Raw genomic sequence first — 14,198 nt, forward strand, 5'->3', positions numbered from 1 at the left:
TCGGCGTTCTCGACGGCGTTCTCGGTGGTGCGCTCAGTGTGCGGTCAGCTCCCAGGCCGTGAGGACCACCGTCGCCACGGCGGCCAGCGCGCCGATGCTCGCCAGCGGCCAGCGGGCGCGCTCCAGGGCGTCGAGGCGCTGTTCGTGGTCGGCGAGCTGCTTGTCGGTCTGGTCGCTGCGCTGGACCAGCAGCGCGAGCGAGCCGTCGACCCGGGCGAAGCCGGCCTCGACGGTCCCGCGCAGCCGCTCCAGCTCCACGGCGACGGCGGTCGGGTCGGAGAAGTGGCTGGGTGCGGTGGGTTCGTTCACGCGTCCCTCCGTTCCACCGGAGCGTCCACCGCGGCGGGCGCGTCCGTCCGCAGCCAGGCGGGGAGCAGGGCCTGGATGCCCGGTACGGCCATCACCCGGGTCACGACCGCGGCGACGGCCAAAGCCCCGGCGGCCCAGGGGAGTGTCCTCGGGATGCCGGCGGTGTCGACGAGGGTCGGCAGCAGCACGCACAGGCCGACAGCGGTTTGCAGGACGGTACGGAGAGTGCGCTTGACGGCCTCTGACATGGGGAAACCTCGCTCTTTTCCGGAGTGCTCAGGAGCTGTGGGGGACCTTCAGCGCGGCCCAGGACGCGGGGCCCGGCCAGCCGTCGGCGGCGGAGCCGCTGTAGCCGAGCTTGCGCTGCCAGGCGGCGTAGGACGCGCGGTCGGCCTCGCTCCAGCGGGAGCCGGGGCCCACGCGGTAGTGGCCGCAGCCCTCGGCGACCAGCCGGCGGCCCATCGCCGTGACGATCGGCGAGTCCGGCTGGGCCTGGAAGAAGGAGACCCCCGGGAAGGGCTGGTAGCGGGGCGGGCGCGGCGGCCCCGGGGGCTCGGGGTGCTCCCCGCGGCCCGGGGCGGCGGCGAGCCGGGTCTGGATCCGGCGGCGCATGCCGGTCATGGAGAAGCCGCGCGGATCGCTCTTCCAGTCGGACCACTCCAGGTGCCCGATGACGGACCGGGAACCCCAGCCGTGCGCCCGGCACAGCGCCGCCGAGACCCGTTCGACGGCGTCGAGCTGAGCGTTGGGCCAGGGGTCGTGGCCGTCGCCGAGGTTGACGCACTCGAAGCCGTAGAAGCGGGCGTTGCCGTCGACGGCTCCCGCGCTGCCCTCGTGTTCGTGCGGGGCGGGTGGCCGGTCGCCGTAGGTCTCGGTGATCACGGCCTGGAGGACCGACGGATCGCCGCCGCCGGCGTGGTTGGCGCGGCCGTTGCCGACGAGGTGGACCGTGCCGTCCTTGGCGATGACGCCGTGGCAGAGCGGGCCGGGCAGGCCGGCGTGGCCGTTGAAGCACAGGCTGACGCTGGAGCTGGTGCCCGAGCTGACGGTGTGATGGATGACGACACCGTTGACCGGGCCCCAACTTCCCTTGTGATTACGGTTGTTGGTGCGCCAGCCGGGGTGTTCGACGACGGTGACGCCCTCGGCCCGCAGGGCGGACACGAGGGCGTCGGCGGACAGGGGTGTGGCCATGGGATGCCTCCTGTGTCACGGGTGCGATGATCAACGCGTCATATGGGTGGAGTAGGATCCGGCCGTCCTCACGTCATGGACGATCCGTGAACTCTTCGCGTTGATATGGGAATTGACAGCGGGTCGAATGGCGTTGGACGGCTGCGGGGCAGTCGTCCTCGCGCGGGGGCGCGAGGGGGCAGGGACGAGAGCAAGGCCTACGGGGTGGACGGGGACGCGAGCGACGCGCGGCATCAGCATGTGATCGACTGGCTCGAACAGGCCGCCGATCTGCCACATCTCATCGCCCGCGTCTCCGAGCTCGTACTCCGCCTCGGCCACGCTCCGGAGGACCTCGTCGTCCTGCCCCGCGCCGAACTGGACCGGCGCGAACTGGCCGCGTACAGCGCGGGCTGGGCGGATGTGGTGGAGGAGCGGCTGCCGGCCGTACGACGCGCGTACGAGGAGCGGATCACCGCCGCCTACCTCCAGGGGCAGGCCGACGCCCGCACCGGCCGCCGCCCCCGCCGGGCCCGCCGCCCGGAGGGCGAGGACGGCGGCGAGGTCATACCGCTGCCGTACGTTCATCTCCTGCGCCCTCCCGCCGAGGTGACGCGGGTGGAGCAGCGCGGGGAGCGGGAGCGGTCCGTGGCGGACGGGCCGTCGTCGGACGGCACCGGGGGCGGTGCCGCGTCCGACATCCTGCTGTCGGCCCGCGAGGTGCGCGAGAAGCGGACGGTGCCCGCGCAGCGGCGGTCCGTGGTCCGGCGCAACGGACGGCCCAGTGTGCCCCCGCTGGCCCGCCCCGCCGAGACGGGAACGGCAGGGCGGGACGAGAACCGTCCGGGAGCGGCGGCGGAGCAGCACTCCCCGCAGGAGCAGGCCGCCGCGCCCGCCGCCCGTGGCGCGGGCGAGGAGCGCCCGCGCCTGTCGGACAAGGCCCGCGCCCTCGCCGACGAACTCGAGGGCCGGGCGTCCGGCCGCCGCCGCGACGATCACCAGCCGGGGGCACCGGGCCCACGCTGAGCGGCGACGGCCGTGCCGGCCCGGGCGCGGCGGCGCCCGGACCGGTCCGGCGCTCAGATCTCCGGCGGCAGCGTCGGATCGGCCGGCGGTTCGGGGGCGGTGCCGCCCGTCGGCGAACCGCCGGTGGCGGAGGGCGCGGCGATCTCCTCGGGCTCCTCGGGCGTTCCCGGATCCGTGGGCGGCTCCGGCTCCACGACCACCGGACCGGGCACGGTCACCTCCACCATGGCCGGCTCTCCGGGCAGCGGCTGCGCCGCCTCCTCGGGTGTGGTCGTCTCCCCGGGTGTCGTCGTCTCCCCGGGCGTGGCCGGTGCCTCGGGCGTGGTCTCAGACATACGCGGACTCCTTGATCTGGCCCCAGGTGAACCCCGACGCGGTCAGCGCGGACAGCGTCGGGAAGGCGGCGGTGACCGAGGCGTACGTGGACAGGGCCACGACCGCCGGATCGGCGGCGGCGTCGGGGGTGAGCCCCGCGTCGGCGGGCGTCCCGTTGGGCTGTGTGCCCCGCAGGGTGAGCGTCTGCCGTACGCCGGCGTCGGCGGTCGCCGTCGTGCTGATGCCGACCACCCAGGCCAGGGTGTCCAGCCGCGTGCCCGAGGTGTCGGTCAGCCGTACGACGTCGCCGAGCTGGACGCGCGGGTCGTACAGCACCTCCACGTCGCCGATGACCGGCACCGGGTAGACCCCGGCGTTGTAGAGCGCGTTCGCGATGGCCTGGGCCGCGTCCAGGTCCTGGATCCAGTCGGTGGTCTCACCGGTGTGCTCCTGACGGCCGTAGTACCGCTCGCTCGCGGTCCCCGCCACGTAGGCGGTGGCCTTGCGCTCCACGGGGTCGGCCTGGGGCTTCAGCGTCATCAGGTACACGGACGGGGTGCCGTCCTTCTTCGCCGTGTAGAGCGGCTGGGAGGTGCGGTTGCTGAAGCGCACCACCAGGTAGCCGTCCTCGCGGCGGGTCAGCACGTCGACGGCGCCCTTGACCGCCGTCGTACCGGCGGCGGTGGTCGCGAAGCGGACCTGGGAGCCCGACGTGACGACCGAGTCGTCGTCCGTGGTGGGCGGCCCGATGTCGAACTCCTCCTCCGCCATGACGTACGACACGGTCAGCGTGCCGTTCGCCGGGACGGTCCGCACCTGTGTGTCGGTGTAGGTGGTGCCGGCGCTGACCCCGAAGTTCTCCCAGATCTTGGCGGGCTGGACGACGTAGTTGCGGCAGGCGTCGATCTCCTCGGTGAGGGTGAGCGAGGCGATGTCCCGCACCGAGGTGAGGGTGAGATCGGGCTTCGTGGGCACGGAGTTGAACCGGGTGTAGTTCCGCCAGCGGAAGACGCCCCGCTCGTCGAAGTCGGCCGTCGACATGGTCGCCTTGGCGATCTGCCCGAGGACCTCCCACTGCGACCCCGACACCCGAGGCACCGCGTACAACGGCAGGATCGCGTCGTCGAGTTCGGCGCCCTTGGTCCAGGTGCCGGTCTGCGCGAACACCGACGCCGAAGGCATGGCGGACAGCCCGCTGGTGAGCTGCACGCCCTCCACGGCCATGTCGGTGACGAGCTTCAGCTCGCGCAGCTCGGCCGCGTTCTGGAGCCCGGAGCTCTCGACGTAGGTGGCGGGCGAACCCAGGTACTGGGTGCCGTCGGGGCCGGTCAGCCGGGGCTGCACGGTCGGGTAGACCGAGGTGCCGCTGCTGCCCGTGGTGTCGAACAGGGCTCCGATGTGCCAGGGCCCCATGAGCGGGCTGCGCAGACCCACCCAGCTCCACTCGAAGTACCAGTACCCGCCGTCGACGGTGGCCGAGTAGATGCGCACGGTGCCCGCGGCGAAGTTCACCTCCATGCGCAGGGAGCCCTGGGCGTTCCCGGTGCGGTCCAGGACCAGTTCGAGGCTGACCGTGTCCCCGGGCCCGAGGGCCGGGTTGACCCACGCCTCGGCGAACAGCCGTGACCCGGGCACGGTGATCCGGGAACGCGGGAACCAGCTCGCGGTCAGGCCCTTGATGCCGGTGCGCGGCAGCAGCGCCATCTCGTGCGGGGCGCCGTCCCGGGTCCAGGTGTAGGCGCCGCGAGGCGGCAGGGTCTGCGGCTGGCCGTACGGGGTGGCGAAGCCGCCGTGCAGGGTCGCGTGGACGAGCGTGAGCGGCTGGCCCTCGACGAAGTCGGGGTAGCGGGCCGGCGGCGAGGTGAGCACGCCGGCCTGGCGCAGCAGCTCGTCCACGCACCAGGTGGCGGTGGCGACCGGGCGGCCCGTGTAGAACCCCGCGTACGGCTTCGGCAGCAGCGCGGGGCCGCGCAGCCGCTCGGCCCCGTCGAGGGCGGTGATCTGCACGGTGTCCGTGCCGGCCTGCGCCGAGCGGGAGCGCACCGTGCCCCGGAAGGCGGGCAGCGTCGTCGGGCCGACCCCGCCGCGGTGCACCACGGACTGCCCCGGGCGGGTGATGTCGCCGGTGGCCCGGTTCGCCCACGGGGCGTACAGCTCGGGCGCCGACGTCCCGCCCGTACCGGACAGCTGGAGCTGCAACTGCGCCGAGGACGAGCCGGAGAACGCGCGCATCGCGGTCGGCAGGTCGGTCGCGTACGACCGCTCCACCGACCAGGACTGCACCTGCGCGGAGACGTCCTTGCCGCCGAGCCGGGTGCTGTGTCCGGTGGTCCGCTCTCCGGCGGCGAGCGCCCCGGTGGTGGCGTTGTCAGCCTGCTGCACTGGACACCTCCACCAGGTCGAGGCTGAAGCTGCGGTACGGCAGCGGGCGGCCCGGGGTGTCGCTGTAGCCGGTCACCACCATCGGGGGCAGCCCGTCGCCGGGGACGCCGTCCTCCGCCGTGCCGCCGTACGTGAAGCAGGCGCCGGCGAGGGAGTAGGTGCCGGCGGTGCCCGGCTTGGCGGTGGGCGTGGCGTAGGCGGCGCCCGCCGGGACGGTCCCGGAGACGAGGGCTCCCGGGGCCGTGGTCGTGCTGATGTAGCTCCCGTCGGCCTTCTTGTAGTCGATGCCGACGCTCACCGTGCCGAGCGCCGCGAGCGCGGTCGGGGCGCGGAAGGAGAGCGTCAGACCGGGCGAGACGGGGAAGTTGCCCACGGTGCCGACACAGCGCCAGGCCAGCGCGCTGGTGGCGTCGGCGGCGGTGAAGACGAAGGTGCCGGGGGCGGTCGTGCTCTCGGCGACGGTGCCGGTGGCCGACGTACGGAACCACTGGGCGAGCCCGGTGATGTCGGTGGCGCCGGCGGCACCGAGCCCGGCGGCCTGGACGGGGCTGAGGACGTTGCCCGCCGCGGGGTCGACGACGTACACCGGCCCGGAGCCGCCGACCCGGCGGGCGAGGCGGTCCAGGGCGCGGGCGTGGGCGGGGGCGAGCAGGTCCCAGGACAGCTTGAGGCGGCGGACGGGGGCCTGGTTGCGGGTGACGGTGACCCGGCCGCCGAGTGACTTGAACTCGCTGATGCCGAGGTCGGCGCTGCGGTCGAAGGACTTCGCGGCCTGGTCGATCTCGGTCATGGCGCTGGGCGGGCCGATCCAGAGGTTTCCCATGAGGACTCCTGAAGGCATGAAAAAAGGCCGACGGACGACCGTCGACCTCGGGACGTGCGGGGATTCGGCTACGGGATTCGGCTGCGGGGACCCGGCTATCGCCGGGCGAGCTGCCGTCGGCCCAGGAGCACGGCGCGGGCGATCTCCTGCGAGTCGACCTGGACGATGACCGGGCGGTCGGCCAGCCTCTCCACGGCGGCGGCGAGGGTGCGCAGCCCGCCGCCGTGCCCGAGCATCCGCTCCAGCTTGGACAGCGGGATGACGGCCTCGCTCTCGCCGGCCTCGCCGAGCAGCGCGAGGGTGCCGCCGGAGCGGGCCTGGACGACACCGCCCGCGGCGAGGTGCGGGACCGGCACGTGCAGGTGGGGGAAGCCGAAGGAGCGGCCGCCGAACTTCGGCACCCAGCTGGGGATGCTGATGTGGATCCCGGCGAGGGCGCCGAGCAGGCCGTTCAGTGCGGTGGCGAGGCCGGTCATGGGGGCGAGCATGGCGTTGCCGAGGCCCCTGAGCAGGGGACCGGCGTTCTTCACGAGTGCGCCCACCGCCGTGCCGATGTGCTTCATGGCGTACGAGACGCCCTTCTGGAGCAGGGCGGTGACCTTGTCCATGTTGATGAACTGGGCGATGAGCGGGCTCAGCAGGGTCATCACCAGCCCGAAGGGGCTGGCGGCCATGGCCAGGTTCAGCCCCTTCTGCGCCAGCGAGGCCCCCTTGAGCCCCTTGCCCAGGCCGCCCATCGACTTCCCGCCCTTGTCGGCGTTCTTCGCGGCCCTGCCGACGGACTTCTCCACGGCGTCGGACTGCGCCTTGACGTTCTTCAGCTCACCGTGGGCACCCTTGGCGGCGGACTTGAGCTTGTCGAAGGAGGACTTGAGCTTGTCGGTCCCGGTACGGGCCTTGCCGAGCTTGCCGTCGGCGTCCCGGGCGGCCGACTTGACCTTGTCGAGCCCGGAGCCGCTCTGGGTCGCGGCGGTCTTGAGCTTGTTGAGCGATGTCTCGGCGTTCGTCAGACTGCCACGCATCTTGCTCAGCGCGCCGTCGTTGTTGACAGCCGCGGCCTTGATCGTGCCGATGGAGCGGGAGACCGCCTCTGCGCTGCCCTTGGTCTTGTTCATGGACGTGCCGGCTCGGGTCAGCGTGCCGGCGAGCACGCCCAGCCTGGCGTCCACCTCGGCGACGGCCTGTTTCAGGTTCATGAGTTCCTCGATCCCCTCGTGAATCGCGTCAGATGCCGGCCAGCGCCTGCGTCAGGCTTCGTACAGAGTTCCTGACCTTGGCAATCTCTGGCCTGTCCTTGTTCCCGATCTGGGTGCTCGTCTCCTGGCCGACCTTGCGGAGTGCGGTCTTCAGCTCACGGATCTCGCGGCTTGCTTTGTTTGCCGTTTCTTGGGCTTCGCCGATGTCCGCGTCCTTGCTCTTCGCAAGGAACAGATCCGCAAGGTTCCTTTTCAGCTTTTCCTCGTCTTCCTCCTTCTCCTTCTTTGCCTTCTCCTTCTTCTTCTCTTCGTCTTTCTCGATCCAACTCCACTTCACCTTTTGTAGCCCGTTGACGGTGATTCCCTTCTCGTCCAACTTCACCACGCTCCAGTCGAATTTGAAGAGCTGGGCGGAGAGCGTGGCGGCCGACACGGCGACCTTGAGGCCGTCAATGTCGGCCTTGAGGCCGGGGACGGCGTCGCTGAGCCGTTTGACCTCTTTCTTCACCACGCCGATTTCATTGAGGAGGTGTACGACGTCGATTGCCATCCGGGAATTCCTTTGAGGTTGTTGTGGCGACTGTGTCGGTGTTGTAGTCTCCGGTTCATGGGCCTGGAAGACGCATCTCCGCTGAAGAGCGGAGTACGTATCCGAAAAGGGCGATTCGCCCTCCTTTTGGCCGCTTGGCGCGTGGGTGTCAGCCGGAAATCGGCCCGGGTGGTGCTCGCCTTTCCCGGATCCGGGCGTTATCCGCTCGAAAGCGGGATGGTGGCAGATATCGCACGCAGGGCCGCGGTGCTGGGGGCGTATCTGTCCGAGACATCGGACATAGACGCCTGGATCTACACCTCACGAGCGCACCGGCTACCGAGCCTCCGGCAGCCTGATGCCGCCCAGTGGATCGAGGACTGGGCGGTGCTGCCGAAGAAGTCTTTGTTCACTCAGGACGCGGTGCAGGGAAACCCGCTGGCCCGGCATGCGCGTCAGTACGGCGTCGATAGTCCCGGGGAAGACGTGGCCGCGGCGGTCGGGGAGATCGCACGGAGCATCCCCCGGGACGGCGCACCCACTCTGGTGCTGTTCTACCTGTGGGCCGCGCACAGCAGGGGTGCCCTGGCTGACCGGTTGCGCGAAGAGGCGGACGGCAACGTGTTCTGGCTGTTCGTCGGGAACAGTCCAGGAAACGACGTGCAGGAACTTCTCGAGAGACTGCGCATCGAGGCGACGGACATCAAGAACGTCCATCACTACAAGGGGTGGGAGGAGCTCGACGATACGCCTGACTACCTCTTCTACCGTGGTGTGCTGAAGCCATTCTCGCGCTGGCTCCGACGAGGGGGTGGCGAATGGTAGGCATGCTTCTCTTCTTGCTGGTCGTGCTTACGGCCCTGATCGGCTGGGGATGTGATGTCGAGCGAGGCGTCCTGGCATGTACTGCTGGAAGAGACGGCAGTTCTTGGTGACGAATACTGGATTTCCAGCATCGAGCGTGTGGAAGGCAATGCCGAGCGCGCCAGGGAAAGAGCGCTCGAACTCGCCAAGAGTCACGAACGTCTCGTGCACGAGAAGAAGCGTTCCATTTTCCGCATGGGTGACGACTCGTTCATGGTCGTTGTGGAAAACGACACTTCGAGGGCCAGATTCCGGGTCTCCGTGGGTGAACTCATCCACACCGAAGAGCGTGTCGAAGACGAGCCGGTTCCGGACGACGAGAGTGAGCGGCGGGGATTCTTCCGACGGAAGAAATAGACTCGGCAGGCGGTTCGGTTCCGCCGGTCACGACGGTTCGTCATCGGGGTGAGGCCGGGCAGCCGGCGGGCCGGAAAGGCCCGCGTGCGGTCCCGGTCGCGCCGGTCGTGGATCGGGCGTGTTCTGCCGCGGACCGGGCGGGTTCTGCTGCGGGAACGGGAGGACCGTCGCGTCGGCGGACGACGGACGGCCGGTTCTTGCCCGTGCCGTCTCCGCCCTGCGGCGCGTGTCGTGTTCGCCGCGGTCCCGCCAGCCCTTCGCGTACGCGGTGAACTCCCGCTGTTCGATCTCCGTCCGCGTGGTGATCACCAGGTCGGGCGGCAGGGGCCGGCCCTTGAAGCGCGCGGCCAGGGCGCGCTGGAGCTCCAGGGTCGCCTCTCTGGCCTCGGCCTCGCCCCACGCCGTGCCGTCGTCCCTCGTCATGAACCCCCCATCCCCTCCGTATCGCTGCGGATAATCGAACGTGTGAGCGATAACTGTTCGAAGCCTACCGCACCCACCTGCCGGAGACCGGTCAAGTCGTGGTGGTTTCAGGCCACCTCGTACGTCCCGCTGATCCGGATCACGCAGCCGCTCGACCACGCCGTGCCGAGCAGTCCCGAGCTGCCGATCTGGCCGAGGGACGGGGACGTCGTCGACGTCGGACCCCACAGCGTGTACGTCGTGGCACCCGTGCTCGCCGCCGGCTGGCACGCGAGCACCGCGCGGCCTCCGGTGACGGTCGCCACGCCGTGGAACTGCACCAGGCCGCCGAGCGCGCCGGCCGTGACCGGCAGGCCGAAGCTGTAGCTGCCGCTGCCGTAGGTCGACGTCGAGCCGAACGTCACCAGGGTGGTGAAGTGGCAGACCTTGCCCACCACGGCGTACTTGCCGGTCAGCGTGCCGTTGCCGATCGCGGGATCGGTCGTGGCGGCGGACCAGTCGGGGGTGTACGTGTTCCAGGCGCCCATGCCGACCCACGCCGAGCCCGTGTAGTAGCTGAGCGTGCCGGGTGTGGACAGCCAGGCGACCATCCCGGCCGCCGGGGTGGTGATCGCCGCGTCCCGGTCGGCGGCCGTCGCGTAGCGCAGGACCGTACGGCTGTCGATGCCCTCGGCGAGGGACTGGAGATGGAGGGGGAGGTTCGCGGTGTCGGTGGGCTGGGGGTACGGCAGTCCGCTGAGCGGGGTGTAGAGGGTCATGGGTGCATCACTCCTGTGAGGGGGGATTGCGAGGGGGCCTCAGCTGAAGAACCGGGCCAGTTCGGCGGGGCTGGGGTTGCGGACCTCCGCGGCGTCCTGGCCGGCGCCCTCTCCGGCGCTCTCGGCCCGGGGCGCGGGCGGCTGCTCCGCTCCCGGCCGCGGCACCGGCTTCGGGTACTCCAGCGGCTCCGCGTCCTCGTCCCGGTTGACGGTCGCGAACATCCAGTTCGCCTCGGCGAGTTGGTCGACGGCGGCCGCGAGCAGGTAGTCCGTGACCGTCCACTCGGCCGCCTCGCCCTGCGTCTCGCGCAAGGTCGCGCTGTCGCGTGGCAGATGCCTGACCAGCACCGCGAGCCGGCGTGAGGAGAGCCGGCCGCGGTGCCAGTCGAGCAGGTCCACGCCGTAGTGGCGGAGCAGGTCCGCTTCCAGGGCCTCGGCGTGCTCGTCGACGAACTCGCCGAGGCTCAGCCTTCCCCCAGGCCGAGCCCGGTCTCCTTGCCGTACGCCTCCAGGATCGCGGCGATGTCCTGCAGGGTGACCTCGTGCCGGTCGAAGCGTTCGAACTGGGCCTCGCCCAGCAGCACGCGCAGCAGGCCGTCCACGTCGTTGTCGTCGAGCTCGCGCAGCGCGCGGGCCGCCTTGCGGGTCAGTTCGGTGGGGAGCGTGAAGGTGTCGCCGTCGATGGCGAAGGACCAGGCGCGGCCGAGGGCCTCCTGGCGCTGCGCGCGGGCCGCGGTGACGTCGAATGTCGCCATGCTTCAACTCCTGCGGGAATAGGGGCTGTTGTCGCCCACATGAGAGGGACAGGGGTGAGAGGGAGAGGGGTGAGGGGGGTGCGGGCGGGCCGGGTCCGGGGCCGTGCGACCCCGGGTGCCGGCCCGCCCGCACGGGAGGGGACGGGTCAGGAGGCCGGGTTGTACGCCGGGTCCTTCATCAGGAAGGTCGCCAGCGGCTTGGTGTCGTCCACCGCCAGCGCGGTGAAGGTGACGCCGAGCTTGATCGAGGCGGTGCGGGTCAGCGACAGCTCCTCGGACTCCGTGACCTGGCCGCGCGGGATGACGAAGCGGTAGGTGATGGCGCTGCCGTCGGTGAACTCGATGCCCAGCGCCTTCTCGTTGAACTTCGGGGCGGACGCCAGGTCGTACTTGTAGAGGCCGGAACCGGCGGCGGTCTCGGCGACGGCGTCACCGCCCATGAAGAACGGCAGGGTGTCCTCGTTCAGCTGCATCAGCTGGAACTTCACCGTCAGGTCGCGGTCCGAGTAGATGAACCGGGCCGGGGAGACCGACTGCCAGGTGTCGACCGGGTCCAGCTTGTCCTTCTTCGACAGCTTGATGCCGTCGGTCGAGGTGTAGCCGAGGTCCTTCCACGCGGCCGCCCACGCGGTGGTGACGTCGGCCGGCGCGGTCGTGCCGACCGGGGCGACCAGGATGCGGCCGGTGCCGGCGACGCGGATCTCGTTGGAGTTGTTGCCTGCCATGGGGAACTCCTTTTCAAGGATGGTGTGTCGAGAGGTGCCTGGATATGGCGAAGGCCCTGCCGCATGGAGTGCGGACAGGGCCTGATCAGGGGAGCGGGCCGGATGCGGCGCGCTCAGGCCGGGCGGATGACCAGCCGGACCGTGGAGTAGTAGCGGTTCGCCGCCGAGCGGTTCCAGTCGGGCAGCCAGCGGGGGCCGTCGGCCTCGACGAGGTCCGACACGTACGCGGTGCCGTACGTCGTTCCGCGCAGCGCGAGCAGTGCGGAGCGGACTTTCAGGGCCAGCGTGTGCGCGGTGGTCTTGTCGGGGCCGTAGACCTCGAAGTCCACCAGCGGCTGGTCCAGGTGCTGGTCGTCGATCCAGGCCCCGCCGGCGCGGGAGACCAGGACGACCTGCTGGGTGCCGGTGAATCCCGCCGGTGGAACGTTGTTCACGGTCGCGGTGGAGAGTTCGGGGCGTGCGGTCAGGAAGTCGACGACGAGTCGTTCGACGTCGGGGAAGGTGACCGTCGGATCGGCCACGGGGTGGCCTCCCTTCTGTCAGGCCAGGGGGACAGGCCGGTGGGGGCGGGCCGGTCGGAACGGGCCCATGCGAAACGGCGGGCCGTCACCCGGTCGTGGGCACAGCTCCGCCGCTGCACCAACTGTGACATGTTGCGAGCGCGAGCGCAACTAACTTCGTCCGGTGCTGTGTGCGGCCCCGAAAACACGGGATGCCCCGCTGCATCAGGAATGCGGCGAGGCAGGGGCGAGGCAAGGAGGCAACGGCGAGGCAAGAAGGGGGGCGAGGCGAGCGGGTCGGTGTCAGTCGGCGCTCGCGGTCGTTCCCGTCCCCGTTCCTGTCGCCGCCTCCGCCTCCCCGGGCAGGAACTGCTCCACGACCCTGACGAACATCTCCCGCCGGTCCGCGGGCACGCCCAGCAGCTCGGCGACCTCCTCCAGCGTGGGCCGGCGGCCGAACTCGGCGCTGGGTGCGGGGGCGGGCAGGTGATCGTGGGGGTCGGCCAGTTCCTCGGCGGTCAGCCGGCCGGAGCGGATGAGCATCTCGCGCACCGGCACGCCGAGCACCCGGGCCAGCCGGCGCGTGGTCTCCAGGTCCGGCATGCTCTGCCGCTGCAACAGGCGGGTGACGGCGGCGCGATGCACCCCCGCCTCGTCCGCGATCCGTGACTTCCCGCCCCCGCGCGGGCTGTCGATGTCGTATCCGCGTTCGCGCATCAGGTCTTCGACCCACGCGGCGAACGCGTTGAGGTCCTGGCTGGTCATGTGCTGCTCGCTTCCCTTGGAGGCCACGAGTTTAGCTTGCTTGCGCGCGCGGTATTACGTGCTTTCGTGCAAGCACCGAGAAAAATCGGTGCAAGGGAGGGAGATTCGGTGACGGGTGGGCGCGACCGGTGGGGCTGAGGAGGCTCCGGTTCCTAAATTTGTTGCGAGCGCGCGCGCAATCTGTGAGGCTGATGGGGCTCGTCCGACACCCGCCCATCAGGGAGGCCCCATGTCCGTCGCCGGCTCGTGCCCACCGCAACCTCTGAGCGCGCCCCAGGCCACCCGCTCCTTCGCTTCCCTCGAACCGCCGGAACCCGCGGGCTGGCGGTCCGCCGCCGCCTGCGCCGGGCTCCCGCCCAGGGTCGTCTTCTCCAAGAAGGCCAAGGAGGCCGCTCCCGCACTGCGCGCCTGCGCCGGCTGCACGGTGCGCCGGCGCTGCGAGGAGGCGGTCGCACCGGCGGACAACTGGTTCGACGGCGTCTGCGGCGGCCGCCTCTGGCGCTCCGGCCGACCGGTCGCGCTCGGAGGCCGCGTTGCCTGAGACCCGCCCACTGCCCAACCACCCCTCTGGCACCCACCCCACACGTACACACGACGAGTCGGCCGGCGAGCGTCCCGTCGCCCAGGCCGCCCTCTGGATCGGCATGCTCCTTCAGCAGTTCCCGGAGTTGTCCACCGAGCTCGTGCCGGGGCGTACGTCACCGGGGCACCGCCCCGGCACTCCACCCCCACCGCCCGCTGATCTCGCCGAACGGCTGCGTGAGGAACGCGCCGAGGCTCTGCTCCTCCAGCAGCGGCACGGTCTGGTCGCTCCCGGGAGCAGCGCGGCACCGCTGCGCCTGCACGTCTCCGACGCCATCCGCGACATCAGCGACGGTGTGGTCGAGCTGGAGGAGGCCGTCCGTGACCGGCTCGGTCTGCCGCGCGCCCGCCGGGCCCCGGTGCCCGAGCGGCTGCGCCGGATCGCCGCCCTGCTCGACGGCGTGGCCGCCGACCCCGTCCTGGCCGCCCATGTGCGGGACGAGACGCGCCGCATGGCCCGCCGCTGCGCCCGGGCGCTCGGCGACACCGAGACCGTCGTCCGTGTCCCCGGGCGCTGCCCCTGGTGCGACTCCGTCTCCCTGCGCGCCTTCCCCGACCGCGGCGCGGTGCTGTGCATCAACCCCGCGTGCCGCTGTGCGGACTCCCTGTGCGGCTGCCACGACGACCCGGCCTACCGGCACACGTGGGACGAGGGGGAGTGGCGGCGTACGGCCGCGGAGCGGGACGGCGGCCGATGAGCGGTTGCCCGCCGAGCG

General features: G+C 71.2%; 20 protein-coding genes. 5 read left to right on the top strand and 15 right to left on the bottom strand.

Features of this window, described 5'->3' with window-relative positions; genetic code table 11:
- Positions 1 to 33: 33 nt before the first annotated feature.
- From ABZ865_RS11255 to ABZ865_RS11265, 3 genes are read right to left on the bottom strand one after another with little or no spacing between them, the layout of a single operon-like run.
- Positions 34 to 309, bottom strand: coding sequence for a hypothetical protein (locus ABZ865_RS11255; RefSeq protein WP_361227458.1), 276 nt, complete (start codon positions 307 to 309; stop codon positions 34 to 36).
- Positions 306 to 557 carry a hypothetical protein gene (locus ABZ865_RS11260; RefSeq protein ID WP_361227461.1) on the bottom strand — a complete coding sequence of 84 codons (252 nt, stop codon included), beginning with the start codon at positions 555 to 557 and terminating at the stop codon, positions 306 to 308. Before ABZ865_RS11260 ends, ABZ865_RS11255 begins: the two co-directional genes overlap by 4 nt.
- 28 nt (positions 558 to 585) lie before the next feature.
- Positions 586 to 1,503, bottom strand: a complete 918-nt coding sequence (locus ABZ865_RS11265; RefSeq protein ID WP_361227464.1) for a peptidoglycan-binding protein — start codon at positions 1,501 to 1,503, stop codon at positions 586 to 588.
- A 204-nt stretch (positions 1,504 to 1,707) separates the two neighbouring features.
- Between ABZ865_RS11265 and ABZ865_RS11270 the strand changes: the two genes are divergently transcribed.
- Positions 1,708 to 2,508, top strand: coding sequence for a hypothetical protein (locus ABZ865_RS11270; RefSeq protein WP_361227467.1), 801 nt, complete (start codon positions 1,708 to 1,710; stop codon positions 2,506 to 2,508).
- A 53-nt stretch (positions 2,509 to 2,561) separates the two neighbouring features.
- Here ABZ865_RS11270 and ABZ865_RS11275 read toward each other — a convergent pair whose 3' ends face one another.
- The 5 genes from ABZ865_RS11275 to ABZ865_RS11295 all read right to left on the bottom strand — a co-directional run bounded on the left by ABZ865_RS11275 (position 2,562) and on the right by ABZ865_RS11295 (position 7,774).
- Positions 2,562 to 2,843: a hypothetical protein gene (locus tag ABZ865_RS11275; protein WP_361227470.1), complete on the bottom strand. Its 282-nt coding sequence runs from the start codon at positions 2,841 to 2,843 to the stop codon at positions 2,562 to 2,564.
- Positions 2,836 to 5,205 (bottom strand): hypothetical protein, encoded by a 2,370-nt coding sequence (locus ABZ865_RS11280; RefSeq protein WP_361227473.1) that lies wholly within the window; start codon positions 5,203 to 5,205, stop codon positions 2,836 to 2,838. The genes ABZ865_RS11275 and ABZ865_RS11280 overlap by 8 nt, the downstream gene beginning before the upstream one ends.
- Positions 5,192 to 6,028, bottom strand: a complete 837-nt coding sequence (locus ABZ865_RS11285) for a hypothetical protein (RefSeq protein WP_361227476.1) — start codon at positions 6,026 to 6,028, stop codon at positions 5,192 to 5,194. Before ABZ865_RS11285 ends, ABZ865_RS11280 begins: the two co-directional genes overlap by 14 nt.
- Before the next feature lie 95 nt (positions 6,029 to 6,123).
- Entirely contained in the window at positions 6,124 to 7,224 is a 1,101-nt protein-coding gene (locus tag ABZ865_RS11290) for a hypothetical protein (RefSeq protein WP_361227479.1), read from the bottom strand.
- Positions 7,225 to 7,252: 28 nt separating this feature from the next.
- Complete coding sequence (locus ABZ865_RS11295; RefSeq protein WP_361227482.1) at positions 7,253 to 7,774, bottom strand: hypothetical protein; 522 nt, start codon at positions 7,772 to 7,774, stop codon at positions 7,253 to 7,255.
- Between the two features lie 57 nt (positions 7,775 to 7,831).
- On the opposite strand from ABZ865_RS11295, the gene ABZ865_RS11300 reads away from it, so the two are divergent.
- Together ABZ865_RS11300 and ABZ865_RS11305 are read left to right on the top strand one after the other, a co-directional pair.
- The gene (locus tag ABZ865_RS11300; protein ID WP_361227485.1) at positions 7,832 to 8,578 is read left to right on the top strand and encodes a VWA domain-containing protein; all 747 of its coding nucleotides are present in this window, start codon (positions 7,832 to 7,834) and stop codon (positions 8,576 to 8,578) included.
- 54 nt (positions 8,579 to 8,632) lie between these two features.
- Positions 8,633 to 8,974, top strand: a complete 342-nt coding sequence (locus tag ABZ865_RS11305) for a hypothetical protein (protein ID WP_361227488.1) — start codon at positions 8,633 to 8,635, stop codon at positions 8,972 to 8,974.
- 27 nt (positions 8,975 to 9,001) lie between these two features.
- Here the strand turns inward: ABZ865_RS11305 and ABZ865_RS11310 are convergent, their stop codons facing one another.
- The 7 genes from ABZ865_RS11310 to ABZ865_RS11340 form a co-directional block, all read right to left on the bottom strand.
- Positions 9,002 to 9,397, bottom strand: coding sequence for a hypothetical protein (locus tag ABZ865_RS11310; protein WP_361227491.1), 396 nt, complete (start codon positions 9,395 to 9,397; stop codon positions 9,002 to 9,004).
- Between the two features lie 107 nt (positions 9,398 to 9,504).
- The gene (locus ABZ865_RS11315) at positions 9,505 to 10,155 is read right to left on the bottom strand and encodes a hypothetical protein (protein ID WP_361227494.1); all 651 of its coding nucleotides are present in this window, start codon (positions 10,153 to 10,155) and stop codon (positions 9,505 to 9,507) included.
- Between the two features lie 39 nt (positions 10,156 to 10,194).
- Positions 10,195 to 10,554, bottom strand: a complete 360-nt coding sequence (locus ABZ865_RS11320; protein WP_361227497.1) for a hypothetical protein — start codon at positions 10,552 to 10,554, stop codon at positions 10,195 to 10,197.
- 65 nt (positions 10,555 to 10,619) lie between these two features.
- Positions 10,620 to 10,910 carry a hypothetical protein gene (locus tag ABZ865_RS11325; RefSeq protein ID WP_361227500.1) on the bottom strand — a complete coding sequence of 97 codons (291 nt, stop codon included), beginning with the start codon at positions 10,908 to 10,910 and terminating at the stop codon, positions 10,620 to 10,622.
- 146 nt (positions 10,911 to 11,056) lie between these two features.
- Positions 11,057 to 11,635: a phage tail protein gene (locus ABZ865_RS11330; protein ID WP_361227503.1), complete on the bottom strand. Its 579-nt coding sequence runs from the start codon at positions 11,633 to 11,635 to the stop codon at positions 11,057 to 11,059.
- Positions 11,636 to 11,748: 113 nt separating this feature from the next.
- The gene (locus tag ABZ865_RS11335) at positions 11,749 to 12,156 is read right to left on the bottom strand and encodes a hypothetical protein (protein WP_361227506.1); all 408 of its coding nucleotides are present in this window, start codon (positions 12,154 to 12,156) and stop codon (positions 11,749 to 11,751) included.
- Positions 12,157 to 12,438: 282 nt separating this feature from the next.
- On the bottom strand, positions 12,439 to 12,900 hold the full coding sequence (locus tag ABZ865_RS11340; protein WP_361229607.1) for a helix-turn-helix transcriptional regulator: 462 nt from the start codon (positions 12,898 to 12,900) through the stop codon (positions 12,439 to 12,441).
- Between the two features lie 229 nt (positions 12,901 to 13,129).
- On the opposite strand from ABZ865_RS11340, the gene ABZ865_RS11345 reads away from it, so the two are divergent.
- Both ABZ865_RS11345 and ABZ865_RS11350 read left to right on the top strand, forming a co-directional pair.
- Positions 13,130 to 13,441 carry a WhiB family transcriptional regulator gene (locus tag ABZ865_RS11345; RefSeq protein WP_361227509.1) on the top strand — a complete coding sequence of 104 codons (312 nt, stop codon included), beginning with the start codon at positions 13,130 to 13,132 and terminating at the stop codon, positions 13,439 to 13,441.
- A gap of 103 nt (positions 13,442 to 13,544) precedes the next feature.
- On the top strand, positions 13,545 to 14,180 hold the full coding sequence (locus ABZ865_RS11350; RefSeq protein WP_361229610.1) for a hypothetical protein: 636 nt from the start codon (positions 13,545 to 13,547) through the stop codon (positions 14,178 to 14,180).
- Positions 14,181 to 14,198: the final 18 nt, after the last annotated feature.

This window comes from Streptomyces sp. NPDC047085 (assembly GCF_040643735.1).
Taxonomy (GTDB): domain Bacteria; phylum Actinomycetota; class Actinomycetes; order Streptomycetales; family Streptomycetaceae; genus Streptomyces.

Excerpts from the sequence above, each read along its gene's own strand:
- ABZ865_RS11260 (WP_361227461.1), bottom strand. The coding sequence starts at position 557 with ATGTCAGAGGCCGTCAAGCGCACTCTCCGTACCGTCCTGCAAACCGCT.
- ABZ865_RS11265 (WP_361227464.1), bottom strand. The coding sequence starts at position 1,503 with ATGGCCACACCCCTGTCCGCCGACGCCCTCGTGTCCGCCCTGCGGGCC.
- ABZ865_RS11275 (WP_361227470.1), bottom strand. The coding sequence starts at position 2,843 with ATGTCTGAGACCACGCCCGAGGCACCGGCCACGCCCGGGGAGACGACG.
- ABZ865_RS11285 (WP_361227476.1), bottom strand. The coding sequence starts at position 6,028 with ATGGGAAACCTCTGGATCGGCCCGCCCAGCGCCATGACCGAGATCGAC.
- ABZ865_RS11290 (WP_361227479.1), bottom strand. The coding sequence starts at position 7,224 with ATGAACCTGAAACAGGCCGTCGCCGAGGTGGACGCCAGGCTGGGCGTG.
- ABZ865_RS11295 (WP_361227482.1), bottom strand. The coding sequence starts at position 7,774 with ATGGCAATCGACGTCGTACACCTCCTCAATGAAATCGGCGTGGTGAAG.
- ABZ865_RS11300 (WP_361227485.1), top strand. The coding sequence starts at position 7,832 with ATGGGCCTGGAAGACGCATCTCCGCTGAAGAGCGGAGTACGTATCCGA.
- ABZ865_RS11305 (WP_361227488.1), top strand. The coding sequence starts at position 8,633 with ATGTCGAGCGAGGCGTCCTGGCATGTACTGCTGGAAGAGACGGCAGTT.
- ABZ865_RS11310 (WP_361227491.1), bottom strand. The coding sequence starts at position 9,397 with ATGACGAGGGACGACGGCACGGCGTGGGGCGAGGCCGAGGCCAGAGAG.
- ABZ865_RS11315 (WP_361227494.1), bottom strand. The coding sequence starts at position 10,155 with ATGACCCTCTACACCCCGCTCAGCGGACTGCCGTACCCCCAGCCCACC.
- ABZ865_RS11325 (WP_361227500.1), bottom strand. The coding sequence starts at position 10,910 with ATGGCGACATTCGACGTCACCGCGGCCCGCGCGCAGCGCCAGGAGGCC.
- ABZ865_RS11330 (WP_361227503.1), bottom strand. The coding sequence starts at position 11,635 with ATGGCAGGCAACAACTCCAACGAGATCCGCGTCGCCGGCACCGGCCGC.
- ABZ865_RS11340 (WP_361229607.1), bottom strand. The coding sequence starts at position 12,900 with ATGACCAGCCAGGACCTCAACGCGTTCGCCGCGTGGGTCGAAGACCTG.
- ABZ865_RS11345 (WP_361227509.1), top strand. The coding sequence starts at position 13,130 with ATGTCCGTCGCCGGCTCGTGCCCACCGCAACCTCTGAGCGCGCCCCAG.
- ABZ865_RS11350 (WP_361229610.1), top strand. The coding sequence starts at position 13,545 with ATGCTCCTTCAGCAGTTCCCGGAGTTGTCCACCGAGCTCGTGCCGGGG.